General features: G+C 71.8%; 22 protein-coding genes. 12 read left to right on the forward strand and 10 right to left on the reverse strand.

Features of this window, described 5'->3' with window-relative positions; genetic code table 11:
• Positions 1 to 68 precede the first annotated feature (68 nt).
• Genes ABGB01_RS26305 through ABGB01_RS26315 form a run of 3 tightly spaced genes read left to right on the forward strand, consistent with a single transcriptional unit; the run spans position 69 to position 3,927 of the window.
• A complete protein-coding gene (locus ABGB01_RS26305) occupies positions 69 to 2,237 on the forward strand; it encodes a DUF6421 family protein (RefSeq protein ID WP_347776207.1) in 2,169 nt (722 codons plus the stop codon).
• On the forward strand, positions 2,234 to 2,863 hold the full coding sequence (locus tag ABGB01_RS26310) for an SDR family NAD(P)-dependent oxidoreductase (protein WP_347776208.1): 630 nt from the start codon (positions 2,234 to 2,236) through the stop codon (positions 2,861 to 2,863). Before ABGB01_RS26305 ends, ABGB01_RS26310 begins: the two co-directional genes overlap by 4 nt.
• The gene (locus tag ABGB01_RS26315) at positions 2,845 to 3,927 is read left to right on the forward strand and encodes a low specificity L-threonine aldolase (RefSeq protein ID WP_347776209.1); all 1,083 of its coding nucleotides are present in this window, start codon (positions 2,845 to 2,847) and stop codon (positions 3,925 to 3,927) included. Before ABGB01_RS26310 ends, ABGB01_RS26315 begins: the two co-directional genes overlap by 19 nt.
• A gap of 116 nt (positions 3,928 to 4,043) precedes the next feature.
• Here ABGB01_RS26315 and ABGB01_RS26320 read toward each other — a convergent pair whose 3' ends face one another.
• The gene (locus ABGB01_RS26320; RefSeq protein WP_347776210.1) at positions 4,044 to 5,441 is read right to left on the reverse strand and encodes an NAD(P)/FAD-dependent oxidoreductase; all 1,398 of its coding nucleotides are present in this window, start codon (positions 5,439 to 5,441) and stop codon (positions 4,044 to 4,046) included.
• A gap of 4 nt (positions 5,442 to 5,445) precedes the next feature.
• Entirely contained in the window at positions 5,446 to 6,087 is a 642-nt protein-coding gene (locus tag ABGB01_RS26325; protein WP_347776211.1) for a DUF305 domain-containing protein, read from the reverse strand.
• Between the two features lie 121 nt (positions 6,088 to 6,208).
• Here ABGB01_RS26325 and ABGB01_RS26330 point away from each other — a divergent pair, with 121 nt between their 5' ends.
• Positions 6,209 to 6,919: a DUF3105 domain-containing protein gene (locus ABGB01_RS26330; RefSeq protein WP_347776212.1), complete on the forward strand. Its 711-nt coding sequence runs from the start codon at positions 6,209 to 6,211 to the stop codon at positions 6,917 to 6,919.
• Between the two features lie 6 nt (positions 6,920 to 6,925).
• Here the strand turns inward: ABGB01_RS26330 and ald are convergent, their stop codons facing one another.
• Positions 6,926 to 8,041: an alanine dehydrogenase gene (ald, locus tag ABGB01_RS26335; protein ID WP_347776213.1), complete on the reverse strand. Its 1,116-nt coding sequence runs from the start codon at positions 8,039 to 8,041 to the stop codon at positions 6,926 to 6,928.
• A gap of 149 nt (positions 8,042 to 8,190) precedes the next feature.
• On the opposite strand from ald, the gene ABGB01_RS26340 reads away from it, so the two are divergent.
• On the forward strand, positions 8,191 to 9,105 hold the full coding sequence (locus tag ABGB01_RS26340; protein WP_347776214.1) for an excalibur calcium-binding domain-containing protein: 915 nt from the start codon (positions 8,191 to 8,193) through the stop codon (positions 9,103 to 9,105).
• Here the strand turns inward: ABGB01_RS26340 and ABGB01_RS26345 are convergent.
• Genes ABGB01_RS26345 through ABGB01_RS26355 form a run of 3 tightly spaced genes read right to left on the reverse strand, consistent with a single transcriptional unit; the run spans position 9,102 to position 12,956 of the window.
• On the reverse strand, positions 9,102 to 10,481 hold the full coding sequence (locus ABGB01_RS26345) for an NCS2 family permease (protein ID WP_347776215.1): 1,380 nt from the start codon (positions 10,479 to 10,481) through the stop codon (positions 9,102 to 9,104). The genes ABGB01_RS26340 and ABGB01_RS26345 overlap by 4 nt on opposite strands.
• Positions 10,482 to 10,537: 56 nt before the next feature.
• Positions 10,538 to 10,771 (reverse strand): EF-hand domain-containing protein, encoded by a 234-nt coding sequence (locus ABGB01_RS26350; protein ID WP_347620729.1) that lies wholly within the window; start codon positions 10,769 to 10,771, stop codon positions 10,538 to 10,540.
• Complete coding sequence (locus ABGB01_RS26355) at positions 10,755 to 12,956, reverse strand: molybdopterin cofactor-binding domain-containing protein (RefSeq protein WP_347776216.1); 2,202 nt, start codon at positions 12,954 to 12,956, stop codon at positions 10,755 to 10,757. Before ABGB01_RS26355 ends, ABGB01_RS26350 begins: the two co-directional genes overlap by 17 nt.
• 94 nt (positions 12,957 to 13,050) lie before the next feature.
• Between ABGB01_RS26355 and ABGB01_RS26360 the strand changes: the two genes are divergently transcribed.
• Positions 13,051 to 14,607 carry a helix-turn-helix domain-containing protein gene (locus ABGB01_RS26360; protein ID WP_347776217.1) on the forward strand — a complete coding sequence of 519 codons (1,557 nt, stop codon included), beginning with the start codon at positions 13,051 to 13,053 and terminating at the stop codon, positions 14,605 to 14,607.
• A gap of 4 nt (positions 14,608 to 14,611) precedes the next feature.
• On the opposite strand, the gene ABGB01_RS26365 is transcribed toward ABGB01_RS26360, so the two are convergent.
• Positions 14,612 to 17,410, reverse strand: coding sequence for a BTAD domain-containing putative transcriptional regulator (locus ABGB01_RS26365; protein WP_347776218.1), 2,799 nt, complete (start codon positions 17,408 to 17,410; stop codon positions 14,612 to 14,614).
• A 434-nt stretch (positions 17,411 to 17,844) separates the two neighbouring features.
• Here ABGB01_RS26365 and ABGB01_RS26370 point away from each other — a divergent pair, with 434 nt between their 5' ends.
• From ABGB01_RS26370 to ABGB01_RS26385, 4 genes are all read left to right on the forward strand, one after another.
• Positions 17,845 to 19,128, forward strand: a complete 1,284-nt coding sequence (locus ABGB01_RS26370) for a helix-turn-helix domain-containing protein (RefSeq protein WP_347776219.1) — start codon at positions 17,845 to 17,847, stop codon at positions 19,126 to 19,128.
• Between the two features lie 76 nt (positions 19,129 to 19,204).
• On the forward strand, positions 19,205 to 19,801 hold the full coding sequence (locus ABGB01_RS26375; protein ID WP_347776220.1) for a copper resistance CopC family protein: 597 nt from the start codon (positions 19,205 to 19,207) through the stop codon (positions 19,799 to 19,801).
• Positions 19,798 to 21,774 carry a cytochrome c oxidase assembly protein gene (locus tag ABGB01_RS26380; protein WP_347776221.1) on the forward strand — a complete coding sequence of 659 codons (1,977 nt, stop codon included), beginning with the start codon at positions 19,798 to 19,800 and terminating at the stop codon, positions 21,772 to 21,774. Before ABGB01_RS26375 ends, ABGB01_RS26380 begins: the two co-directional genes overlap by 4 nt.
• 208 nt (positions 21,775 to 21,982) lie before the next feature.
• Positions 21,983 to 22,372, forward strand: coding sequence for an ATP-binding protein (locus tag ABGB01_RS26385; protein WP_347776222.1), 390 nt, complete (start codon positions 21,983 to 21,985; stop codon positions 22,370 to 22,372).
• An 18-nt stretch (positions 22,373 to 22,390) separates the two neighbouring features.
• Here the strand turns inward: ABGB01_RS26385 and map are convergent, their stop codons facing one another.
• On the reverse strand, positions 22,391 to 23,239 hold the full coding sequence (gene map, locus ABGB01_RS26390) for a type I methionyl aminopeptidase (protein ID WP_347776223.1): 849 nt from the start codon (positions 23,237 to 23,239) through the stop codon (positions 22,391 to 22,393).
• A 32-nt stretch (positions 23,240 to 23,271) separates the two neighbouring features.
• On the opposite strand from map, the gene ABGB01_RS26395 reads away from it, so the two are divergent.
• Positions 23,272 to 23,448 carry a hypothetical protein gene (locus tag ABGB01_RS26395; protein WP_347776224.1) on the forward strand — a complete coding sequence of 59 codons (177 nt, stop codon included), beginning with the start codon at positions 23,272 to 23,274 and terminating at the stop codon, positions 23,446 to 23,448.
• Here ABGB01_RS26395 and ABGB01_RS26400 read toward each other — a convergent pair.
• Both ABGB01_RS26400 and ABGB01_RS26405 read right to left on the reverse strand, forming a co-directional pair.
• Entirely contained in the window at positions 23,445 to 24,089 is a 645-nt protein-coding gene (locus tag ABGB01_RS26400; protein ID WP_347776225.1) for a cyclase family protein, read from the reverse strand. The genes ABGB01_RS26395 and ABGB01_RS26400 overlap by 4 nt on opposite strands.
• Before the next feature lie 10 nt (positions 24,090 to 24,099).
• Positions 24,100 to 24,678: a hypothetical protein gene (locus ABGB01_RS26405; protein WP_347776226.1), complete on the reverse strand. Its 579-nt coding sequence runs from the start codon at positions 24,676 to 24,678 to the stop codon at positions 24,100 to 24,102.
• 179 nt (positions 24,679 to 24,857) lie between these two features.
• On the opposite strand from ABGB01_RS26405, the gene ABGB01_RS26410 reads away from it, so the two are divergent.
• Positions 24,858 to 26,042 (forward strand): transposase, encoded by a 1,185-nt coding sequence (locus ABGB01_RS26410; RefSeq protein ID WP_347776227.1) that lies wholly within the window; start codon positions 24,858 to 24,860, stop codon positions 26,040 to 26,042.
• The last annotated feature ends 90 nt before the right edge of the window (positions 26,043 to 26,132 follow it).

Here is a 26,132-nt window from a genome sequence, read left to right on the forward strand (position 1 = left end):
TTTGGCGAAGCATGCCAGACCTGTGTGTATATTTTGCGCCTGAAAGCAGCAGAAGCAGGAGATCTTTCATGCATGCGTTCCCCCGGGTGTTGTTCGACGAGGCCCACAACGAGTCGTGGACCGTCCGGCGCGAGGTGGCCGAGGCCATCAACCCGGCCCATCCCGACGACAACAGCTACGCCCGCGCGGCCGGACTGCTGCGGCACCTGGGGCACACGGTCGCGGCGCACACCTCCGGAGCGCTCGGCCCCGAGGTGCTGGCGGACCAGGACGTCCTGGTCATCGCGCACCCGTCGGGGGAGCGGTGGGAGCGGACGACCGGCCAGGGCAGCCCGGTCCTCACCGCCGCCGAGCTGGACGCCGTCCAGTCCTTCGTCGCGGCGGGCGGCGGCCTCGTGGTGCTGGCCGAGGAGGAGCAGGACAAGTACGGCAACAATGTGAACGAGCTGCTCGCACGGTTCGGGGTGGGCGTCCGGCACACCACCGTGCGCGACCCGAAGCGCGCCCACCGGGACGTGGCCACGTGGGTGCTGGCCGAGCCCGCCACCTCGGGCGGGCTGCTCGCCGGCGTCGGGACCGCCTGCTTCTACCGTTCCGGCGCGCTCACCGTGACCGCCGAGGGCGCGGGCACCGCGACTGCCGAGGGTGGGCGCACGGTGACCGCCGAGGGCGCGCTCGCCGTGACCGCCGGGGGCACGGTGCCGGGGACGGGCGCGACCGTGTTGTTCGCGACCTCGCCGAGCGCCGACCCCGCGGGCGCGCCGGTGGCCCTCGCGCTCCGGTACGGCCGGGGCCGCGTCGTCGTGTTCGCCGACTCCGACCTGTTCGGTGACGACTCCATCGACGACTACGACCACCGCACGCTCTGGGGGAACGTCGTCACCTGGGCCGCCCGCGTCCCGGCTCCCGGTGCGGACGACTCCGCGCGTGAGGAGGCCCGTGGCGGAAGGGCGGCGGCGTTCGGCAGGCTCAAGGAGGCCGTCGAGGAGCTCAGGCCGCTGCAGGTCAAGGACGGCTCGGTGCCGGAGGAGTCGAAGGCCAGGGCCGGCGAGCTGGTGGCGGCGATCGCGGGACACTTGGGCGAAATTTCGCCATATTTCCCCCATGACGCCGCCTACCTGCAGGCCGTGCAGGCCGACCTGTCCAAGTGGGCCGTGCAGGGCCTCGGCGTGCCCGACTTCCTCGACTCGCTCGACCTGTTCCACCCCGACCGCCAGCGCGAGGACGGTCTGGAACACGTCGTCGTCTTCCCCATGTACACCCAGAACGGCAACCCGAACCGCAACCTCGAAGCCGTCCGGATCCGTACGATCTGGCCCGGCTGGCTGGCCGAACTGGAGGCGGACGGCTACGACAACCCGATGTTCGTGCCGATCGCGTTCGAGGACTTCACCTCCGGCTACGACACCCACTCCGCCGTGTTGTTCCCCGAGACGGTCGCGGTGCGGACGGCGCCCGAGCGGTTCACCTGGGGCGGCATCTTCGCCGACCGGGAGGCCGCCAGGTTCCGGCGGGTGTCCAGGGCCGCGACCGAGACGCTCCGGCTGGACCTGCCGCCCGACGCCGCCAGGCTGCTGGAGTCGCAGCGGCTCGCGCAGGACACGTTCGTGTTGTGGGACCTGGTGCACGACCGCACCCACAGCCACGGCGACCTGCCGTTCGACCCGTTCATGATCAAGCAGCGGATGCCGTACTGGCTGTACTCGCTGGAGGAGCTGCGCTGCGACCTGACCGCGTTCGGGGAGGCGGTGAAGCTGGAGGCGCGGGGAGTTCCGTACGCCCGGTACGTGCAGCTCGCGATCCTGTTCGACCGGCTGTTCAGGTTCCCGATCACGGGGGAGCGGGTGCGGAACTACGACGGGCTCGGCGGGCAGCTGCTGTTCGCGTACCTGCACCGCAACGACATCGTGCGGTGGACGGACAACCGGCTCACCATCGACTGGGAGCGGGTCGCCGACGGCGTGGCCGACCTGCGGGGCGAGGTCGAGAAGTTGTACCGCGACAGCATCGACAGGTCCAAGCTGGCGCACTGGCTGGCGGCGTACGAGCTGGTGAGCGCGTACGTGCCGCCGCACCCGGCCTCGACCTGGGCTCAGGGGATCCAGGCGCTGCCCGGGGAGCAGAAGGCCAAGGTGGACGCGGTGCTGCCGGACGAGTTCCCCCTGAGCATGTTCTACGAGGCGCTCCGCCGTAAGCTGGCCGACGTCGTCGAATCGACCAAGGGACTCCGAGCATGATCATTCTGGTGACCGGGGCCGGCGGGCCCACCGGCGAGGCAGTTACCGGATATTTCCGGAAAAATGGGCACACCGTGATCGGCGTGGACAAGCAGGACGTCGACCTGCTCGACCGCGCCGCCGTGAACGACCTGGCCGGCCGGATCGACCGCGAGCACGGGCGCGTCGACGGCGTGGTGCACCTGGTCGGCGGGTGGCGCGGGGGCGGCTCGTTCGCCGACACCGACCTCGCCGACTGGGACGCGCTGCACGACCTGCTGATCCGCACGCTCCAGCACGTGTCGCTGGCCTTCGAGCCGCTGTTGCGCCGCAGTGACAACGGCCGCTTCGTGATCGTCTCGGCCAAGGCGGCCCAGAACCCGGAGGCGGGCGGCGCCGCCTACGCGGCGGCCAAGGCCGCGTCGGAGGCCTGGACGCTCTCCCTGGCCGACGCGCTCCGCGGCACCTCGAGCGCGGCCACCATCCTGGTGGTCAAGGCCCTGGTGAACGACGCCATGCGCGCGGCCAAGCCGGACGCGGCGTTCGCCGGCTTCACCGACGTCGACGACCTGGCCGCGGCGGTCGGCAGCCTCTACGACCGGCCCGCGCAGGAGATCAACGGCACGCGATGGGACCTGACTTCTTGATTCCCCGGCACGACCCCCAGCTCATCTCCTTCGCCAGCGACAACTACGCCGGCGTGCACCCCGAGATCCTGGAGGCCGTCGCGGCGGCCAACGGCGGGCACCAGATCTCCTACGGCGACGACGTCTACACCGAGGCCCTGCAGGACACCTTCCGGCGGCACTTCGGCGAGCGCGCGCAGGCCTGGCCGGTGTTCAACGGCACAGCCGCCAACGTCGTCTCCCTGCGCGCCATGACCGCCCACTGGGAGGCGGTCATCTGCGCCGAGAGCGCCCACATCAACACCGACGAGGGCGGGGCGCCCGAGGTCGCCGGCGGCATCAAGCTGCTGACCGTCCCCACACCCGACGGCAAGCTCACCCCCGAGCTGATCGACCGGCAGGCGTGGGGGTTCGGCGACGTGCACCGCGCCCAGCCGCGCGTCGTGTCCCTGTCCAACACCACGGAGCTCGGCACCGTCTACACCCCCGACGAGATCGCCGCCATCTGCTCCCACGCCCACGACCTCGGCCTGCTCGTCCACCTCGACGGCTCGCGGCTCACCAACGCCGCCGCCGCCCTCGACGTGCCGATGCGGGCCCTGACCACGGACGCCGGGGTCGACGTGCTGTCGTTCGGCGGAACCAAGATCGGCCTTCTGTACGGCGAGGCGGTCGTGGTGCTCAACCCCGACGCGGCGCGGGGCGTCGACTACATCCGCAAGACCTTCATGCAGCTGTCGTCGAAGATGCGGTTCGTGTCGGCGCAGTTCGAGGCGCTGCTGGACGGTGACCTGTGGTTGCGCAACGCCCGCCAGGCCAACGCCATGGGCCGGCGGCTCGCCGAGGCCGTGCGCCCGATCCCGGGGGTGCGCCTGCCGCGCCCCGTCGAGGCCAACGCCGTGTTCGCCGTCCTGCCCAAGGACGTCGTCGTGCGGCTGCAGAAGCGGTTCCGTTTCTACATGTGGAACGAGGCCGTGGGCGAGGTGCGCTGGATGTGCGCGTTCGACACGACGGAGGCGGACGTGGACGCCTTCGCCGCCGCCGTCGCCGAGGAAATGACCGCCGCCTCCCGGCCCACCACCTGACACCTCCCGGGCGCCGCGCACACCGTTCCAGAACACCCCGCTCGCGCGGGTCGTGGTTCGTGTGGGTGCGGGCCGGGAACGTCGGCGCCGGTTGGGTGCGCCGCCGGGGCGGGTGGTCAGGGGCGGAGGGCGAGGCGGGCCGCCTGCCAGCCTCCCATGCCGTGCGCGCCCGGCCCCGGCGGCGTCGACGAGGAGCAGAGGAACACCCCGGGCAGCGGCGTACGCCAGGGCGCGGGCGACCAGACCGGGCGCCTGACGAACTGCACCAGACTGGCCAGGCCGCCGCTGATGTCGCCTCCGGCCAGGTTGGGGTTGGCCGCCTCCAGCGCCGCGGGCCCCATGGCGTGGCGGGCGAGGACGCGGTCGCGGAAGCCCGGGGCGTACCGTTCGATCTGGCTCTCGACGGCGTCCGTCATGTCGACGTCCGAGCCGTGAGGGACGTGGCAGTAGGCCCACAGCGTGTGCCCGCCCCGCGTGGGGTCGGCCGCGTACGGCTGGACGAGCAGCACGTACGGCCGCGGCGAGTGCCGCCCGGCGGCCGTCTCGGCCTCGCTGAGCACGATCTCCTCCAGCGTCCCGCCCAGGTGCACCGTGCCCGCGCCCGCAACCGCGGGATCCCGCCACGGCACGGGCCCGTCCAGCGCCCAGTCCAGCTTGAACACCCCGGGCCCGTGACGGAAGCGGCGCAGGCGCCGCAGGTAGCCGCCGGGGAGGTCGGCCATCGACATGAGCTGCCGGGGTGTCACGTCGAGCACGATCGTGGGCGCGTCCAGCTCCGCGAGCCGGCGGACGCGGTGGCCGGTGACGGCCTCCCCGCCGAGGGAGCGCAGCTCGGCGACGAGGGCGTCGGCGAGGACCTGCGACCCGCCCCGTACGAGCGGCCAGCCCACCAGGTGGGCCAGGGACGCCAGCAGCAGGCCGTAGCCGGCGGTGATGGGTGAGCGCAGGTCGAGCATGGAGTGGGCGGCCATGCCGGCGATCGCCGCCCGTCCTTCCATGGTGCTGAACGCGCGCCTGGCGAAGGTCGTCGCGGGCAGCGCCGCCATCGTCCCGAACCTGGCCGCCCGCGCGAACGTGGACGGCGGGACCGTCCACGGCCCGAGCGGTTTGAGCAGCAGCTCCACCAGGGGAAGCCCGGCGCCGGCGGTCGCTCCTGCGGTCGCCAGCCACGCGCCCGCGTCGCGCCCGAGCCCTTCGGCGGTGCGGCGGGCGTCGCGGTGCACGAGCACGGCGGGACGGTCGTCGAACGGATGGGCGGCGGCGACCGGCGGATGGGCGAACTCGACGCCCTGGAGACGGAGCTCGCGGAAGGCGGGGGAGGCCAAGGTCATGGCCATCACCGTCGCGCCGAGGTCGTGCACCCGGCCGGGAAGCGTCAGCTCGCCGGACCGCAGCCCGCCGCCGAACCGGTCGGCGGCTTCGAGCAGCAGCACCCTGCGCCCGGCGCGGGCCAGCAGGACGGCGGCGACGAGCCCGTTGGGCCCGGACCCCACGACGGCGGCGTCGGGGCTCACGGCCCTATCGGGGGGTCAGGATCGACGGGTAGGGCTTCGCGCCCCGCTTCTCGAGCAGCTTGGTCATGAGCTCGATCTCACCGCTCTGGCTGGCGACGATCTTCTGGGCCATGTTGACCACCTCGGCCCGCGTGGAGAGCTTGAGCAGGCCCTCGGCCATCTCCACGCCGCCTTCGTGGTGGCGGATCATCAGCTGCAGGAAGAGCACCTCGGCGTCCTTGCCCTGTGCCTGCCTGAGCTCGGTCAGCTCCTGCGGGCTCGCCATGCCGGGCATGGTCCCGGGGGCGCCGGGGGCGGGTGACGTGCCGCCGTGTCCGTGACCGCGCATCCAGGCCATCGCGGGCTGGTCGGTCGACTGCGTGAGCTCCCACTGCTGCAACCAGCCCAGGAACATGCCGCGCTGGTTGGCCTGGGTGTTGATGATGTCGAAGGCCAGGCTGTCGATCTCGGGAGCGGGGCCCTTGTCCCTGATCTTGAACGCCATGTCGACGGCCTGCGCGTGATGGGTGGCCATGTCGCGGGCGAAACCGGCCTCGGGGGACGTGTCGCCGGGGGTGCCGCCGCGGCCGAACAGCAGGAACGCCGCCACGGCCAGCACCAGCACGCCGGCGATGGCGAGGAACGACTTCCGCGCGGGCATTTCCATGGTCAGTACAGCGTACCCACCTGGGGCGGCGGCCGTGATCGGACCCTTATGAAGCTCTTATTACCCCCATACGCCCGGAGGGCATAGGGTGACCGGAGTTTGGTACGCCGATGGAGGAACGATGGCCAAGGAGAAGGCGCAGGCGAGGCGCGAGCATCTGGACAGGATGCGGGCCGAGCAGCGGCGCAAACAGCGCCGCGCAGCGCTGCTCATGTGGGGCACCGGCGGTCTCATCATCGTGGTGCTCGTCGGCGTGGTGGGCTTCTACCTCGTCAAGCAGGCCCGCGAGACCTCGCTCGACGCGGTGACCAGCGCGAAGTACGAAGGCGGCCAGCACGTTTGGGCCAAGGTCTCCTACAAGGAGACGCCGCCGGTGGGCGGCCAGCACCACAACAACTGGCAGCAGTGCGCGATCTACGACAAGCCGATCCACAGCGAGCACGCGGTGCACTCGCTGGAACACGGCGCGATTTGGATCACCTACCGGCCGGACCTGCCGAAGGCGCAGCTCGACGCGCTGACGGAGGTCGCGTCGTCCACGGGTCAGCAGGACTACATGCTGATGAGCCCGTTCCCCAACCTGCCGTCGCCGATCGTCGTCTCGTCGTGGGGCCACCAGCTGAAGCTGACCGACGCCAACGACCCGAAGCTCGGGGCGTTCATCAAGAAATACCAGAACGGGCCCGACACTCCCGAGCTCGGCGCCACCTGCGGCGGCGAGGCCGCCATCACCACCACGGCCGACCAGGCGCCCCTGCCGCCCGAGCCCACGGGCCAGCAGCAGTCGCCGATGGAGACCACCTCCCCGGCGCCCAGCGAGTCCCAGCAGTAAGGGCGCTCAGGCGAGCACGTCCTCCAGCGGCGTCCACTCCAGGGCGTGCGCCTCGGCCACGGGCCGGCTGGTCAGCCGGCCCTCGTGGGTGCTCAGGCCGAGCGCCAGCGCCGGGTCCTCGCGCATGGCCCGCTGCCAGCCCCGGTCGGCGACGGCCAGCGCGTACGGCAGCGTGACGTTCGTGAGCGCGAACGTCGAGGTGTGCGGCATCGCGCCCGGCATGTTGGCCACGCAGTAGAAGATCGAGTCGTGCACCCGGTAGGTGGGCTGCTCGTGCGTGGTCGGGCGGGAGCCGGCGAAGCAGCCGCCCTGGTCGATCGAGACGTCCACCAGCACCGAGCCCGGCTTCATCCGGCTGACCAGGTCGTCGCTCACCAGCGTCGGCGCCTTGGCGCCGGGCACCAGCACGGCGCCGATGACGAGGTCCGCCTCCAGCACCGCGCGCTCGACCTCCAGCGTGTTGGAGGCGATCGTCTGGCAGTGGCCCTGATAGATCAGGTCGGCCTGGCGCAGCTTGTCGATGTTCTTGTCCAGCAGCACCACCTCGGCCTGCATGCCGAGGGCGATGGCGGCGGCGTTCATGCCGGACACCCCGGCTCCGAGCACCACGACGTGTGCCGCCCGCACGCCGGAGACGCCGCCCATCAGCACGCCTCTGCCGCCCTCCGAGCGCATCAGGTGGTAGGCGCCGACCTGCGGCGCCAGCCGCCCGGCGACCTCTGACATGGGCGCGAGCAGCGGCAGCGCGCCGCCGGGCGTCTGCACGGTCTCGTAGGCGATCGCCGTGCAGCCCGAGTCGATCAGGGCCCGCGTGCACGCCTTGTTCGCCGCCAGGTGCAGGTACGTGAACAGCACCTGGCCCTTGCGCAGGCGGTGGTACTCCTCCGGCATCGGCTCCTTGACCTTCATGACCAGGTCGGCCGCGGACCAGAGCTCGTCGGCCTCGGGGATCAGCACGGCGCCCGCCGCGGTGAAGTCGGCGTCGGGGATGGACGAGCCGGCGCCCGCGTCACGCTCGACGTAGACCTGGTGGCCGTGACGGACGAGCTCGTGGACCCCCGCCGGGGTCAGGGCCACTCGATATTCGCTGTTCTTGACCTCTCGGGGTACACCGACCTTCATATGACAACTCTTTTCGCCAATACGTTGATTTACCCCCAGTCTTCCTTCTATAGCGGCAAGAAGTGAGGATTGTTCGGCTGATTACCTGCGTGCCGCCCGTCCTCGATAAGCTCACCCGCATCCCGGACATCAGGATGAGGTCGCCATCGATGGACAAACCCGAAGAGCCGCCACCCGCGGACCCGGGAGAGCCGCAGGCCAGCAGGCTCACCACCATCGTGCTGATCGTCTCGCTCGTCCTCGTCGTGCTCGTGGCAGGTGTGCTCGGCACGGTCGCGGTCCTGATGACCCGCAGTCCCGACACCCCGCTGTTAGGCGGCACGCCGCCCACGCGGCTGGCCGTGCCGATCCACTTCGCCCCCGTCAGGGAGACCAAGCCCGCCCCCTGCCCCGGCGACCCCGCCGTGCTCGACGCCGAGCAGACCACCTGCTACCTCCTTGAGGACGGCGTCACGGTCGGCGCCGTGCAGAAGATCGAGCCGGTGCGCGAGAGAGACGGCCAGTACTCCGTGCGCATCGCGATCGCGCCGGCGTTCAAGGAGCGGCTGGTCCAGCTCATCGACGAGCAGGTGCCCGAGCAGCGGCAGGTCGCCGTCGTGCTGGCGCCGGAGAAGCCCGAGGTGCCCAAGACCGTGCTGGCCGCGCCCATCGTCACGCAGCACATGGACGGCGACAGCATGAGCATCGCGGGATACACGAAGGAGGAGGCCGACGCGCTGGTGGCGCGCCTGCTGGGCGGCACGCCCAGCGCGACCCCGTCCGGCCCCGCCTCCAGCGCCCCCTTTCCGACCGGCCCCGCGTCCACGGCGCCCACCTCCATGGGGCCCACCTCCACCGGCGCCCCGTCCCAGCCGTCCACCGGCGTTCCGCAGACGACCCGGACCGGCGGCACCGGCACGACGCAGACCGGCGCCGCGCGCTCCACCGACCGCCGCTACGCGAGCTGCAAGGAGGCCGTGGCCGCCGGCGACGGGCCCTACTACCAGGGCACGCACGCCGAATACGGCTGGTACACCGACGTCGACCGCAACGGCGTGGCCTGCAACAGCGCCGACATCCGTTAGGTGAACAGCTGCTCCAGCCCGTCGATGGCGAAGTAGGCCAGGAAGACCAGGGAGACGATCCAGAGCAGCAAGGGGATCTCGGAGAAACGGCCCCTGGCCGCCTTGATGAGGGTGTAGACGATCACTCCGGCGCCCACGCCGTTCGTGATCGAATAGGTGAACGGCATCAGCGCGATCGTCAGGAACGCCGGCACGGCGAGGTCCATGTCGCCCCAGGGCACGTTCCTGCTCTGCGTCATCATCAGCGCACCGACCAGCACCAGCGCGGGCGCGGCCGCCGCGGCGGGCACCACCGCGGCCAGCGGCGTGAACAGCAGCGTCACGCCCAGCAGCGCCCCGGTCACCACGCTGGCCAGGCCGGTCCTCGCGCCCTCGCCGACGCCGGCGGCCGACTCCACGAAGACGGTGTTCGCCGAGGCGCTGGCCGAGCCGCCCACCATGCCGGCCACGCCGTCCACGGTCAGGATCCGGCCCAGCCGGGGCACCTGCCCGCGCTCGTCGATCAGCCCCGCCTCGTCGCTGACGCCGATGATCGTGCCCATGGCGTCGAAGAAGCCGGACAACACCAGCGTGAACAGCACCACGGTCGCCGTCAGCGCCCCTGCCCTGGCGAAGCCGCCGAACAGGTCGAACGCGCCGACGAGCCCGAAGTGCGGGGCCGAGACCAGCGACTCGGGCACGCGCGGCGCGACCACGCCCCACTCCTGCGGGGGGACGGTGGCCAGTGAGTTCACCAGGATGGCCAGGACGGCGGTGACGGCGATGCTGATGAGGATCGCGGCCGGGGTCCTGCGGACGTACAGGACGATCATCAGAAGCAGGCCGAAGCAGAACAACGCGACCGGCCAGCCCGCGAGGTGGCCGGTCGCGCCGAGCTGCACGGGCGTGCCCTCGCCCGCCGCCACGAATCCGGCGTCCACCAGGCCGATCAGGGCGATGAACAGCCCGATCCCCACGCTGATGGCGTGCTTGAGCGCGAGCGGGATGGCGTTCATGATCAGCGTGCGCAGGCCGGTCACGGCCAGCACGATGATCACCAGGCCTTCCAGCACCACCAGGCCCATGGCCTGCGCCCACGTCATGTGCGGCGCGGCCTGGTAGGCGACGACCGCGTTCAGTCCCAGCCCGGCGGCCAGGCCGAAGGGGGCGTTGCCGACGACGGCCATCAGCAGCGTGGAGACGGCGGCGGCCAGGGCGGTCGAGGTGGTCAGCTCGGCGATGGAGAGCCGGGCGCCCGTGACGTCCCTCGCGCCGGCCAGGATGATGGGGTTGAGCAGGATGATGTAGGCCATGGCCATGAACGTCGTGAGCCCGCCACGCACCTCACGGCCGACGGTGGTCCCCCGCCCGGTGAGCTCGAAGAATCTGTCGAGCACGCCATCCCCCCAACGATCAGGGGGAATGCCGGGGAATTACCCGGCGGGGGACGAGATCACGCCTTCTCGTGCCGCCCGTGGCCCACCAGGCCGACGAACTCGTCGAGCCCGATCGTCCCGTCGCCGTCGTTGTCGGCGGACGCGATGAACGCCTCGATCTCGCTCTCGGACGCGCCCTGCCCGCCCAGAGCCTCGTTGGCCTGGCGGATCTCGGCGGCGGTCAGCAGGCCGTCGCCGTCGGCGTCGAAACGCCGGAACTCCGCCTCGGCCGCCTCACGTGCGTTTGCCATGAGAAACCTCCCCGTTGTCGAACAAGGCGATATCTTCCGGCCTAATCGGAACGCGAGTCAACCGGAGGCCGGTCGCCGCGCGCACCGCCGCCGCGATGGCCGGGGTGGAGGAGAGGGTCGGAGGCTCGCCGGCGCCGCGCAATCCGTACGGGGCCGCAGGGTCTGGATTTTCCAGGATTTTCGTCTGCATGGGCGGCATGTCGAGGATGGTGGGGATCAGGTAGTCGGTGAACGACGGGTTCAGCACGAGGCCGTCGCGGACCTGGATCTCCTCCATCAGCGCCAGCCCCAGCCCCTGCGCGGAGCCGCCGTGGATCTGGCCCTCCAGCGCCTGCGGGTTCAGCACCCGGCCCACGTCCTGCACGGCCGCCAGCTCGACCACCTTGACCAGGCCCAGCTCCACGTCCACGTCCACGACCGCCCGGTGCACGCAGAGCGCGAGCTGCGTGTGCGAGTCGCCCTGCCCCGTGACCGGATCCATCGGGTAGGTGGGGCGGTGCCGGTATTCACGCGTCTCCTCGATCGGCCCGGACCTCTCCAGCGCCTCCCGGGCCGGCCGGCCGCCGAATCGTTCCCGCACGGCCTCGCAGGCCGCCCGCACCGCGCCCCCGGTGACGTACGACTGCCGGGAGGCCGACGACGAGCCGGCCGAGCCGACCGCGGTGTCGGCGGTGGCCACGGTGACGTTCGCGATGCCCAGCTCCGTGCGGGCGATCTGCGCCTGGAGCGTCACCAGACCCTGACCCACCTCGGCCGCCGCCGTGTGCACGGTGACGTGCGGCTCGCCCCCGACCAGCTCGGCACGCACGCGGGCCGTGGAATAGTCGTCGAAGCCCTCGGAGAAACAGATGTTCTTGATCCCCACGCCGTAGCCGACGCCCCGGCGCACCGCCTCGCCGTGGGTCGTCTGCGAAACGCCGCCCGGCAGCGCCCGCAGGTCCGTGGCGGGCGGCCCCTCCGGCAGCGGCATCGACTCCAGGTCGCGCAGCATCGCGGCCAGCGGGGCCGGAGCGTCGATCAGCTGTCCGGTGATGAGGCGCGAGCCCTGCGCGACGGCGTTGCGCACGCGGATCTCGACCGGCGACAGGCCGCACGCCTCCGCCAGGCGGTCCATCTGCGACTCGTACGCGTAGCACGCCTGCACCGCGCCGAACCCGCGCATCGCGCCGCACGGCGGGTTGTTGGTGTAGACGCCGGTGGCGTCCACGCGCACGTTCGGCACCTCGTACGGCCCCACGCCCAGCGAGGCGGCGTTGCCCACGACCGCGGGTGAGGACGAGCAGTAGGCGCCGCCGTCCAGCAGGATGTCGGCCTTGACATAGACGAGCCGGCCGTCGCGGGTGGCGCCGTGCTCGTAGCGCATCAGGGCCGGATGGCGGTGCACGTGGCCGAAGAACGACTCCTCGCGCCCGTAGACGATCTTCACGGGCCGGTTCAGCCGCAGGGCCAGCATGCAGGCGTGCACCTGCATGGACAGGTCCTCGCGAGCGCCGAACGCGCCGCCGACGCCCGACAACGTCAGGCGTACCTTGTCGTGCGGCAGGCCGAGGCAGGGGGCGAGCTGGTCGCGGTCCACGTGCAGCCACTGGGTGGCGATGTACAGGTCGACGCCGCCGTCCTCGGCCGGCACCGCCAGGCCCGACTCGGGGCCGAGGAAGGCCTGGTCCTGCATGCCGACCTCGTACTCGCCGGTGACGACGACCTCCGCCTCGAACGTGTCGCCCCGGCGTACCGGCTGGTGGCGGACGACGTCCCTGGCCTGGCGGGGGTCGGTGACCGCCTCGCGGACCTCGTAGTCCACCACGATCGCCGCGGCCGCCCTGCGGGCCGTCTCCGGATGGTCGGCGGCCACCAGCGCCACCGGCTCGCCCTGGTAGCGGACCTGGTCGATGGCCAGCACCGGCTGGTCCCTGCGGTCCAGCCCGAAGAACCTGGCGCCCGGCACGTCCTCGTGTGTCAGCACCGCCAGCACCCCGTCGATCTTCAGTGCCGGGCCTGCGTCGATCGAGCGGATCCACGCCGACGGGTGCGGGCTGCGCAGCGTCACGCCCCACACCATGCCGTCCAGCCACAGGTCAGAGGCGTAGGCGAACTCTCCGGTCACCTTCAGCACGGCGTCCGGCCGCCGCGCGCTCTCACCGACGCCCTGACCTGCGGTGGTGGTGGTGCTCGCCGTCTCCGTCATCCTCCGAGTAGAGCACCGCCACCGGTTTCGTCCTATGCGCCCGGCGTCAAATCCGGGTCAGCGGTTGTCCGCACCTCCTTGTATATTCCTCCAAATGCGGATCTCTGACCTGCTGGCCATCGAAGAGCTGCGCCTCACGCTGCTCGCCGGCGACGCCGCCCGCGAGTTCAGCACCGTGCACATCACCGACCTGCCCGAGCCCGGGCGCTACCTGGGCGGCGGCGAGCTGGTCCTGTCCGGGCTCATGTGGTGGCACCAGGCCGGGGACTCGGCGCGTTTCGTGGCCGCGCTGGCCGAGGCCGGCGTCGCCGCGCTCGGGGCCGGGCAGGCCTGGCTCGGCCACGTGCCCGGCGACCTGGTGACCGCCTGCCGGGCCGCCGGGCTGCCCCTGATCGAGGTGCCGACCGAGGTGTCGTTCCGCACGCTGGCCGAGCTGGTCGTGCCCCGCCTGTCCGGCGACGTCCGCGAGGCGCTCGGCAGCCACCGCAGGCTCGTCGCGGCCATGGCCGAGGGCGCGGACCTGCCCGAGCTGTTCCGGCTGACCGCCGCCGAGCTGGGCGTCACCGGCGCCGTCGTGTCCGCGTCGGGTGAGGTGATCGTCGGCGCGGCCGACGACCCGGCACACCTCGCGACGGCGTACCTGACGGCGCCCCGATTGCCCGCGCTCGCCGGCGCCACCACGGTCTTCGCGGTCGGGCGCGGTCACCGGGCCGCGGGCTGGGCGCTGGCCTGCGACGGTGACCTGCTCGGCCGGGCCGACGTCGGCTACGAGCTGGCCGCCTGCGTGGCACTCGAACGCAGCCGGATGGAGGAGGGGCGCAGGGTGGAGCGCCGCCTGGTCGAGCAGCTCGTCGCCGCCGCGCTCGCCGGGGCCGGCCTGCCCGAGCTGAACGCCAGGCTGCGGACGTGCGGCATCGACGCGGCGGAGCCGTACACGATCGTGAACGCCACCGTGTCCGGGCATGGCGCCCCCTGCCCGTCCGCGCTCGCCGGCCAGGTGGTCGAGGAGCTGCTCGGCCGCGAGGCGGTCGCGGCGGTGGTCCCAGCGGTGGTCCCAGCGGTGGACCCGGCGGTGGACCCGGCAGTGGACCCGGCGGTGGACCCGGCCGTGATGGGGGAGGGCGCGGTCGCCGTGGTGCCCCTGCGCGAGCGCACCGCCTCCGAGATCGCCGGCCGGCTGCGCGCCGGCGTCCGGGTGTTGTCCGCCCTGCCGGACACGCGCGTCAGCGTCGGGCTGAGCGGCGCCCTGACCGGTGCCGCCGCCGTCAAGGGCGGGGTCGAGGAGGCCCGGCACGCCAGACGGCTGGCCGAGGCCCGCGCCGGCGGCGTGGTGACCAGCGACGAGATCTACACGCACGCGCTGCTGCTGGCCACCGTGCCGGTCGACGTGCGCCGCTCGTTCACCGCCCGGCTGCTGGCGCCGCTGCTCGACTACGACCGCACGCACCAGTCGGAGCTGGTGCGCACTCTGCGCGTCTACCTCGACTGCGCCGGCTCGTGGAACGCCTGCGCCGAGCGGCTGCACGTGCACGTCAACACCGTCCGCTACCGCGTCCGCAGGATCGAGGAGCTGACCGGCAGGGACCTGTCGGCGATGGCCGACCGGGTCGACTTCTTCCTCGCGCTCAGGGACACGGGCCCGCCGCGCTAGCGCATCAGACCTGGTGCAGCGCCTCGTGCACGGCCGCCTGCTCCTCCGCGAGCCGCCGCTCCCAGCGCGGGTTGCCGAGCGCGCCGCCGAAGCCGGCGGCCTCGGTCACGCAGGCGAGCGCCCGGTCCGGCTGCCCCATGACCCGGTGCGTGTACGACAGCCCGACCAGGCAGCGCAGTTTCCCGATCCGGTAGCCGACCAGCGTCATGAGCTCGGAGGCTCGTACGAGGTGCTCCAGCGCCTCCTCCGGCCGGCCCATGGCGAGGTGGGACTCCCCGAGCCCCATGCGGATCTGCGCCTCATGGGTGAGGTCGCCTGCCTCCTGGGCGTCGGCCAGCGCCGCGCGGAGGGGCTCGCACGCCTTCTCGGGACGCCCTGCGCCACAGTGGGCGTTGCCCGTCATCAGCAGCGCGTAGCGGACGCCCACCCGCGAGCCGATGCTTTTGGCCAGGGCGAGCTGGCGTTCCGCCCACGGGAGCGCCTCGTCGAAGCGCTCGCCCGAGATGTGCACGACGGCGAGGTTGCCCATCGCGCGCTGCTCGCCGAAGGCGTCGCCGAGGCGCCTGGCGATCGCCAGCGAGGCCCGCAGATGGGCGACGGCCTCGTCGGTGCGGCCCGTCATGCGCAGGGCGTTGGCGACGTGGTCGTGGGCGAGCTGCGCGTTCGTCTCGTCGCCGAGCCGCTCGCTGACCCGCAGGGCCTGCGTGTTCAGCGCGAGCATCGTCGCCATGTCGTAGGTCCGCTGCTGGTGCCAGGCGAGGCCGAACGCGAGGTTGATCCCCAGCCTGGCGATCGCCTCGTCGGGATAGCCCATGGCCTGGGCGGCCGCGGCGACCAGGATGGGCTCCTCCTCGTAGAGCCACGCCTTGGCCTCCTCGAAGCCGGAGACCTGGTGGGGAACCGCGTCCACGGGTGCGGCGGTCTGCACGCGGTGCGGGTCGATGACGCTGCTCGCCAGCCGCGCGGAGGCCGCGTAGTAGGAGAACACGCGGACGAGCGCGTCCCTGGCGCCGTCCGGCCGCAGCTCGCCCGCGAAGAGGCGGACGAGGTCGTGCAGCTGGTAGCGGCCGTGGCCGGCGCGGTCGAGCAGATGGGCGTCGACCAGGCGTTCCAGCCCCGGCTCCGCCTCGGCGGGCGGCACGCCGAGCAGCGCGCCCGCAACCTCGGCGGTCGCCTCGGGCACGTGCAGCAGGCCGAGCAGCGCGAGGATGCGCGCGGCCTGCCGGTCGACGGCCCGGCGGCCGCGTTCGAGCGCGGTGTGGCCGGCCGCCAGGCTGGAACGCACCGCAAGGTCGCCCACGGCGAGCTCGTGCAGGCGCCGCCGCTCGTCGCTCAGCCGGGCGGCCAGTGTCGCCACGGTCCAGTCGGTACGGGCGGCCAGGCGCGCGCCCGCGATCTTCAGGGCCAGCGGCAGGCCGTCGCACAACCGCACCAGGCTCGCCGTCTGCCCGGCGTCCGCCGCCACCCGGCCCGCGCCGGCGAGCCCGGCCAGCATCGTGGCCGACTCCGTGTGGGACATGCGGTCCAGCTCCAGCTGGAAGTAGTCGTCGCCCCACGTCATGGTCTCGCGGCTGGTCACCAGCAGCGAGTTGCCGAACGGCGTGGCCAGCAGCGGCCGGATCTGCGCCAGGTCCCCGGCGTCGTCGAGCAGCGCCAGCACCCGCCGGCCGTGCAGGCGGCTGCGCCACACGGCGGCCGCCTCGTCGAGGTCGGAGGGCACGGCGTGGGGCGGCACGCCGAGCGCGCGCAGGAAGCGGCCGAGCACCTCCAGGGCGGTGAGCGCGGGCAGCTCGGGCGTGGCGGCCCGGCAGTTGACGTAGAGCTGGCCGTCGGGGAACCGCTCTTCCGCCAGGTGGGCGACCTGCACCGCCAGCGCCGACTTGCCGACGCCCGGCGGGCCCGTGATGATCACCAGGGGTGCGGGCGGCACGTCGTGCCCGGGCGCCAGCCGCTCCTTCAGCCGGCCGATCTCGTCCGCCCTGCCCACGAACACCGCCAGCCGCCGCGGCAGCTGGTGCGGCGCCGGCGGCGAGAGCGGGGCCGCGTCGGCGCGCAGCACCATCTCGTGGCACCTGCGCAGCCCTTCGCCGGGGGACAGGCCCAGCTCCTCGGCGAGGACGGCCCGGCCCTCCTCGAAGGTCTCCAGGGCCTCCGCCTGGCGCCCCGAGCGGAACAACGCCGTCATGAGCAGCTCGCGGGCCCGCTCGCGCAGAGGGCGCTGGCGGGTCAGGTCTCGCATCTCCTCGATGATCTCCGCGTGGCGGTCGAGGCGCAGCAGGCTCTCCGCGCGCTGCTCGATCGCCGACACCCTGAGCTGCTCCAGGCGGTCGCGTTCCTGCTCCACGAACGGGCCCGACAGGCCGCTCAGCGCGATGCCGCGCCACATCCGCAGGGCCTGGTCGAGCGCGCGCACGGCCTGCAGGTCGTCGCCGCGCCGCTGCGCCTGGCGGGCCTCGGCGACGCGCTCGCCGAACAGCACCGCGTCCACCTGCCCGGGCCGCAGGCGGAGCACGTATCCGGCGGACGTGCCCGACAACAACCGCGACGGCTCGCGGCGGCCGCGCGAGGGCTCGAAGGCGCGGCGCAAGCCGGAAATGTAGGTGTAGACGCTCTGCTCGGCGTTGCGCGGGGCGTCGTCGCCCCAGATGCCGGAGACGAGCCGGTGCATCGGGACGGGCCTGGCGGGGACGGAGGCGAGGAGTGCGAGAGTGACCTGCTGCCGGGCGGGACCGAGATCGATGGGTTCGGCCTCCCGCTCACCGGTGACCGCGCCGAGCAGGCGGATGTAGATCTCTTCGCTCACGCGACCTCCCCGCTCCTTGATCACCCCGAGCCGGCGTCGTCGAAGCGATCACTGTAGATCAAATGTAGACGGCGCCGGATATGCTTCTGGATCAAGGCCGGGCTGGAGGAACACTTCGGAGCGGGGTCGAGGGGCACACATGACGAGGGCGTGCCTCATCGTCCCGGGGAGTGTCGGGAGCGAGGTGCGGTGTGCGCGCCCCTGACGCCGGGAGTGTGCCCCTCTGGCCGGGCGGCCTCAGCAGCAGTCGCTGGAATCCTGATTGGCGCCGACGGGGGACATTTCGGCACTCGCGGCCGTAACATTACCCGCAAGGGTCGCAGCGACCATCATCGCCGTGACCAGTGCCGACAGGGCAATACGCATACGCATGGGGGTTCTCCCTCGCCTATGTGGGGGTTGCTCAGACTATATCTTCTCAGGGAGCGACGGCTGTGACCACATCTGACCTGGTCGGACTCCGCATCAAGACAGTTCGGCGACAACGCGGCCTGTCACAGGCACAGCTGGCGCATCCCGAGTTGTCGGACAGCTACGTCTCGTTGATCGAGAGTGGCAAGCGTACCCCGACTCCTGCCGTTCTGGAGCTCTTGGCCCAGAAACTGGAGTGTTCGTTGTCTTATCTGATCAACGGTGTGACCGCCGAGCAGATGGAGGACATCGAACTGGCTCTCGGTTACGCACGGTTGGCGCTCGAGAACGGTGAGGTCGCCGAGGCCCGCACCCGGTTCCGCGAGCTGCTGGCCAACAGCAACCTGACAGGGTTGCCCACACTTCGTCAAGACACCGAATTCGGGCTGGCCCTCGCCACCGAGGCGGCCGGCGACCTCGACGAGGCGATCTCCATCCTCCTCAAGCTCCGCGAGGAGGAGCTGGCACCCGAGCGGCGCATCGAGGTCGCCATGGTGCTGTGCCGCGCCTACCGCGACAGCGAGCGGCTGACAGAAGCCGTCACGGTGGGGGAGCAGATGCTGGGCGGGAGCGCCCGCCTGCCGTGGACCGATCCGCTCGTCGAGCTGGCCGCGACCCTGCTGTCGGCCTACATGCACCGGGGCGACCTGCTCCGCGCCCGCCAGTTCGCGGCCGAGCTGCTCAACGCGGCCGACGCGCTCGGCACGCCCCGCTCCATCGTGGCCGCCAACTGGATGGCCTCCAACGTCGCCTACAACACCGGCCACAACGAGGAGGCGCTGTCCTTCGCCGAACGGGCCATGGCGGTGCAGCTGGAGAACGGCCATCCGCGCAGCGTCGCCAGGATGCGCCTCGCGCTTCTGCAGCAGCGGCTCAAGGCCCGGCCCGCCGAGGCCGGCGCCGTGCGCGACGAGCTGCGCGCGACGGTCGCCGAGTTCGAGCAGACCTCCACCAGCACGATCGACAAGGCCCGGGTCCACGTGGAACTGGCCTACGCCGAATACATGACCGGTGACCTCGACAAGGCCGTCGAGCACGCCAAGATCGGCAGAGGTCTGGTCCCCGAATACGGGCATGTGCTGGGCGCCGAGGCCAACCTCCTGCTCGGCCGGGCCTACGGCTCCGTCGGGCGCTCGGCCGAGGCAGCCGGTCACGTGGCGTCGGTGCGCGACTGGCTGACCCCGCTCCCCGACTCTCGCCGCTCCGCCTCCACCTGGCTGGCCACGGCTGAGACGATCGAAGAGCTGGGCGACGCGGAGGGGGCCGTCGAGGCCTACCGGCGGGCGCTGGCCTGCGCGGGTCTGTAGGCGGCATCGGCCCGTCCGTCGGGCCTGTACATCGGGGTCCGGACCGGGCAGTGGCGTCGGTAGCCTTGAAGGTGCCATGAAGAGATCCCCGTTCGCGGTGCTCGCCGCGATTCTCGCCGCCGCCCTGCTCGTGTCCGGCGCCGCTCCCGCCCTGGCCCATGACGCGCTCAAGAGCAGCTCGCCGGCCAAGGGCGCCGAGGTCAAGGCCCTCGACGAGGTCGAGCTCGAGTTCACCGCCAAGGTGCGCATGCCGTTCGTGATCGTGCGGGGGCCCGGCGACGACCAGCACCAGCTCGGCAAGCCCGAGCTGGAGGGCGCGGTCGTGCGCCAGGCGGTCAAGGGGCCGCTGCCCGACGGGAAATACACGATCGCCTACCGGGTCGTGTCCTCCGACGGCCATCCGATCGAAGGGGAGATCCCGTTCCGGGTGGAGGGGGCGCAGACACCGTCCTCCAGTCCCAGCCCCAGTGAGGAGGCGGCGACGAGCCAGGCGCCCGCACCCGCGAGCAGCGTCGCGTCCGAGCCCGCCGCGCCCGCGGCCTCGTCGCCGGGCGCCGAGCAGGCGTCGGCCGAGCAGGAGGCCATGTTCCCCGTCTGGCTGATCATCGTGATCGGCGCGCTCGTCGGCATCGGCATCGGCTTCCTGCTCAGCGCGCGGAAGAAGAAGCCATGAGCCGGGCGGCGCGTCTCGCGCTCGCCGGCGCGGGGGCCGCGATCGCCGCCCTGGTGATCGGCATGATAGCCGGAGGCAGCGCCTTCCCCAAGATCATTCCTGGGCTGCCCGACGCCGGCGCGGTCGTCAGGTGGGGGCTGCCGCTGTCCAAGCTGCTCATGGACGCGTCCGGGGTGCTCACCGTCGGCCTGCTGCTGATGGCCGCCGCGCTGCTGCCCAACGACAAGGGCGTGCTCGGCGGGACCGCCGTCGACTACGTCAAGGCCAGCTCGTGGTCGGCGCTGGCGTGGGCCGGGTCGGCGTTCCTCGCCATCCTCTTCGGGGCCGCGGAGTCCATCGGCAGGACCGTGCCCCAGATCCTCGAGCGCACCATCCTGACCAGCTACGCCACCCAGACCACGCAGGGTGTGGCGCTGACGCTCGTGGTGCTGTTCGGGGTGGCGATCGCGCTGTTCTCGCGCGGTGCCATCACCGCCGGAGCCGCGGCGGGACTGCTGGTGTTCGCGCTGGCGACGCTGCTGCCCGCGCCGCTGACCGGGCACAGCGCCTCCTCACCCAACCACGACCTGGCCACCTCGTCGGTGGCGCTCCACCTGCTCGCCCTCGCCCTGTGGGTGGGCGGGCTCGTCGTGCTGGCCGCGCACGCCCTGCGCCGTCAGCCGCAGCTGGAGGTGGCCGCCGCCAGGTTCTCCCGGATGGCCGTGTGGTGCTACATCGGCGTGGGGTTGTCCGGGCTGTTCAGCCTGGTGGCGCGGCTGGGTGCGGTCTCCGACCTGTGGACGTCCGAATACGGCCTGCTGGCCGTGGCCAAGATCGTGGCGTTCGTGCTGCTCGGCTACGTGGGCTACTGGCACAGGCAGCGCACGCTGGCCGACCTCGCGGCCGGCCGGCCCCGGGCGTTCACCCGGCTGGCAGGCGGCGAGACGCTGCTCATGCTCGCCACCGTCGGGCTGGCCGTGGCGCTGTCGCGCACGCGGCCGCCCGAGGTCGTCGTGCCCGCCGACCGGGCGTTCGAGCTGCTGGGCTTCCCCATGCCGCCGGAGCTGTCGCTGGCGAACGTGTTCACGCTGTGGTGGCTCGACCTGTTCTTCGCCGTGGTCGCCGCGGTCCTGGCCGGACTCTACGGAGCCGGCGTCTACCGGCTGGCGCGGCGCGGTGTCGCGTGGTCGTGGGGCCGCACCGCGTCCTGGTTCATCGGCGTGGCGCTGCTGGTGTTCGCCACGCAGAGCGGGCTGGCCCGCTACGCCAAGGTCATGTTCAACGTGCACATGATCGAGCACATGACGCTCTCCATGGTCGTGCCGATCTTCCTCGTGCTCGGCGGGCCGGTCACGCTGGCCCTGCGCGCGCTCAAGCCCGCGTCGAGGAGGGGCGATCGCGGACCGCGGGAGTGGATCACCACGATCCTGCACAGCCGGTTCACCAAGGTCGTCACGCATCCCCTGGTGGCGACCTCCATCTTCGTGGCGTCGACGTACGCGCTCTACTTCACGCCCCTGTTCGAGTCGGCCATGCAGGAGCACCTCGGGCACATCTGGATGACCCTGCACTTCCTCATCAGCGGGTGCCTGTTCTTCTGGGTGATCGTCGGGGTCGATCCGGGGCCCCACCGGCTCCCGCACGTCTGGCGGCTGCTGATGCTCTTCGTCACCATGCCGTTCCACGCGTTCTTCGGCATCGCGCTGATGATGATGGGCGCGGTGATCGCCTCCGGATGGTACGAACAGCTCGGCCGCCCCTGGGGCGACACGCTGCTGCAGACGCAGCGCGACGGCGGGGCCATCGCGTGGGGGTTCGGCGAGATCCCGACGCTGATCGTGTTGCTGGCCATCGCGGTGCAGTGGTATCAGGACGACGACCGGCAGGCACGGCGCACCGACCGCAGGGCCGACCGCTCCGGCGGCGGAGACCCGGAGCTCGACTCCTACAACGCCTATCTCGCCCGTCTCAACCGTGCCGACAAGGGCGAGTAGCCGATCGGACACGGCCTTCTATCTTCTCCGTACGCGCCTCAGGACCGCCGGGTAGCCTGACTTTCAGGGGAGACGGGCATAACCTCATTTGCCGGCATGCGCAACCTTGAGGGGGGATTGCGCGCCGCGCGATTGGGAGCGCCGGTGTGGGGTACGGCGCGAGCCCGGGGTGCCAAGAGAGGCGAGACCATTGTCGGAAGAGACGCGGATGCGCGGGGGGCAGAGCCTGGCCGAGGCGCTGGAGGCCTGCCTCATCGAGTGGTCGGAGCGCACGGGGATCGAGGTCGAGACCTGGGCGCTGCCCGCCACGGACGTGCCGTCGCGCGTGACACGCGGTGTCATGGCCGCGATGGGCGAAGCACTGTCGAACGTCGAGCGTCACAGCAGGGCCAAGACCGTCTCCATCGCCGTCACCGCGGGCAGGAGCGGGCTGCGCATGACGGTCAGCGACAACGGCAAGGGTGATTCCGCGCCGCTGACGGGGCGCGGGATCGCCAGGATGCGGGCGGCCTTCGCGGAGATCGGCGGAAGCCTGTCGGTCAACAGCGTGCCCGGAGAGGGCACCACGGTGACCGGGGTGGTGCCCATGCGGCGGTGACGGTGCCTCGGAGCGCGGTCAGGGCAGGGTGAGGATCTCGCTGCCCGTGTCGGTGACGACGATCGTGTGCTCGAACTGGGCCGTGCGCTTGCGATCCTTCGTGACCGCGGTCCACTTGTCGGGCCAGATGTCGTAGTCGATGGTCCCGAGCGTCAGCATCGGCTCGATCGTGAAGGTCATCCCGGGCACCAGCTCCACCCGCAGCGACGGGTCGTCGTAGTGGGGGACCATGAGGCCGGAGTGGAAGCTCGTGCCGATGCCGTGGCCGGTGAAGTCGCGCACGACGCCATAGCCGAACCGCTTGGCGTACGCCTCGATGACGCGGCCCACGACGTTGAGCTGCCGCCCCGGCGCGACCGCCTTGATCGCGCGCATCATCGCCTCGCGCGTGCGCTCCACCAGCAGCCGCGACTCCTCGTCGGCCTCGCCCACGAGGTAGGTGGCGTCGGTGTCGCCGTGGACGCCGCCGATGTAGGCGGTGATGTCGACGTTGACGATGTCGCCGTCGCGCAGCACAGTGTCGTCGGGGATGCCGTGGCAGATCACCTCGTTGATCGACGTGCACAGCGACTTGGGATAGCCCTTGTAGCCGAGCGTGCTCGGATAGGCGCCGTGGTCGATGAGGAACTCGTGGCCGATCCTGTCGAGCTCGTCGGTCGTGACGCCCGGCCGGACGTTGTTGCCGACCTCTTCGAGTGCCTGGGCGGCGATCCTGCCCGCCACCCGCATGCGCTCGATCATCTCGGGGGTCTTCACGTCGGACTCGCCGGTGGTGGGGCGCTTCTTGCCGACGTACTCCGGCCGCTCGATGTGGGCGGGGACCTTTCGCATGGGCGAAACTCGCCCTGGCTGGAGCAGTGTCGTCATGAAACATGAGTCTACGGGGCAGAATTGACCTCGTGAGCGAAGGCCAGTGGTGGTTCTGCCTCAAGCACATGAGGGTCGAGCCCGACAAGGGGTGCCCCAACAAGGACCGGATGGGGCCCTACGCGTCCGAGCAGGAGGCCGCCGGGGCGCTGCAGCGTGCCGCCGACCGCAACAAGGCATGGGATGAGGTCGAGGAGGACGACGACTAGGGCACGACCGCGTAGGCCCTGACGGGAAACGTGCCGAGGCCGGCGACCATCGGCGGCGCGGCGTGGAAGCGGAAACCCTCGTCGGGCAGCGCGTCCAGCCCTGTCAGGTGCTCCACGATGGGGATCCCCGCGCGCAGCAAGATCGAGTGGGCGGGGCGTTCGCCGTGCGGCGGGGTGTCGTCGATGTTGAGCGAGTCGATCCCGACCAGCGCCGGGCCCTGCTCCGCCAGCCAGGCCGCCGACTCGGGGGCGAGGTGCGGGTGGCCGTGGACGTAGGCGTCGGTGCCGAAGTGGCGGTCCCATCCCGTGTGGATCAGCACGGCCCTGCCGCGTACGTCGAGTGCCCGGTTTAGGGTCACCGCGCGCTGCCCACCGGCCCGGATCACCAGGCCGGGAAGGTCGGCCAGTTTCGTCAGCGGCACCCGCGCGAGGTCGTCGCCGCCGGCGTAGCGGTGGTGCGGGGTGTCCACGTAGGTGCCGGTGTTGGCGGCCAGCGTGATCACGCCGATGTGGAACTCCGTGCCCGGCGCGTACATGCTGCGCGAGTCCTCCCGGCTCAGGTGCACCCCGAGCTTCGGGGCGGGGATGCCGGGATAGGTGGTCATCCCCTCGACGATGCGGTGGCTGAGCTCGACGATCACGCGGCGCCTCCTAGTCGGTCATCTGAGGGCCGCTGACCTTCTCCAGCAGCCGGGCCAGGCGTTCGCGCAGCCCAGGGCGCCGCTCCACCTCGCCGGCCGCCGCGCTCACGAGGTGCTGCGCGCCGTCGAACGACACCAGCCCGCCGCGCGGCACCGCGATCGCGTCATGGGCGAGGCCGGTCAGCTCGGCGTCGCCGCCCTCGATCGCCAGGATCGTCGCGCCCGTGCGGCGCGCGTCGTCGACGCGTTCGAGCAGCGGGACCGGAGCCTGCTCCTCGGCCAGCACGAACAACGTCTCGCCCCGGGCCGCCCGCTCCAGGCGGTCGAGGCCGACGCGCAGGTGGGGGGGAGCGTCGGCCGGCGGTGTCCAGCGCACCAGGGTGGGTGCGAGCTGCGTCAGCCCGGAGTATCTGGCCTCGTCGCTGAGATGCGCCGTCAGGTGCCAGGGCTCGTCGTCGGGGGGGCCGACCAGCAGCAGGCCGCCGGGCGAGCGGGTGGCGCGCAGGGCGAGCCCCAGCTCGCGCGCGCGGTCGATCCAGCCGGTGTCGGCCAGGAGCTCGCGCAGGAGTGCCACCGATCCTGAGTCCATCAGATCCTCCCGAGGGGACCGTCGCCTTGAGGCGACGGGTGAATCGGGAGCGGGAGGGCCGTCAAGGCCCGAGCGTGCCCTGACCTGTCACATCTGCGCATCATGGATGTCCTTCCTGATTTTGTCGGCGCCAGCCAGTATCGTGGTGATGTTGTTACCGAACGTGACGGGAGGTGGGTGTGCGCAGGTCGTTTCGATTCCTGCTGCGCCCCACCGCCCGGCAGGCGGCGGCGCTGGCGGCGTGCCTGGAGGACCACCGGCAGCTCTACAATGCCGCTCTGGAGCACCGCCGCACCGCCTATGCCAGGGCGGGGGTGAGCGTCCGGTACGGCGAGCAGTCGGCCGAGCTGAAACACATCCGAGGCGATGACCCGGACGGGCAGGGGCGTTGGTCGTTCTCCTCCCAGCAGGCCACCCTGCGACGGCTCGACAAGGCGTTCACCGCGTTCTTCAAGCGGGTCCGCGCGGGTCGCACGCCGGGCTTTCCGCGTTTCAAGGGGCGCGGCCGGTTCGACACGGTCGAGTGGCCGAAGGACGGCGACGGCTGCCGGTGGGACTCCCAGCCCGGCCACCCCACCACGACCTACGTGCGGCTCCAGGGGGTCGGGCACGTCCGCGTCCACCGGCACCGGACCGTGCGCGGCCAGGTGAAGACGATCAGTGTCAAGCGCGAGGGCTGCCGCTGGTTCGTGGTCCTGTCGTGCGACGACGTGCCCGCCGAGTCCTTCCCCGTCACCGGCGCGGTCGCGGGGATCGACATGGGCGTGGCGTCGCTCGTCACGACCAGCGACGGACAGCATCTGAGCAACCCCCGTCACCTGGCCGCGTCCGCCGGCCGGCTGGCCGCCGCGCAGCGGGCTCTGGCCCGCAAGGAACGGGGCTCCAAGCGGCGGCGCAAGGCGGTGGCCCGCGTGGCCGCGCTGCACGCCAAGGTGCGCAGGCAACGTCTGGATGGCGCGCACAAGGCCGCGCTCGCTCTGGTGGCCGCCTATGACGTGATCGTGCACGAGGACCTGCGGATCGCGAACATGACCCGCTCGGCGTCCGGCACGATCGAGCACCCCGGCCGGAATGTCGCCGCCAAGTCCGGGTTGAACCGGAGCATCCTGGACGCGGGCTGGGGGGTGTTCCTGACGGTCCTCGCGCACAAGGCTGAAAGCGCCGGTCGCAAGCTGATCGCGGTGAACCCCGCCGGCACCTCCCGCACCTGCGCCCGCTGCGGGCACAGCGCGAAGGAGAACCGCATCACCCAAGCCGACTTCGCCTGCACGGCGTGCGGACATGCCGCGCACGCCGACGTCAACGCGGCGATCAACATCATGAGGGCGGGGCTTGCCCTTCGCGAACCTGCGGAAGCGGCTTAGCGAGAAGCCGCCTCCTTCAGGGGGCGGAGGAGTCACTCATCCATGGTGCCTGACGTCGTACTTCCGGGGTGGCTGATTCGGGAGTGGTGT

Source organism: Nonomuraea sp. B5E05 (genome assembly GCF_039880665.1).
Lineage (GTDB): Bacteria > Actinomycetota > Actinomycetes > Streptosporangiales > Streptosporangiaceae > Nonomuraea.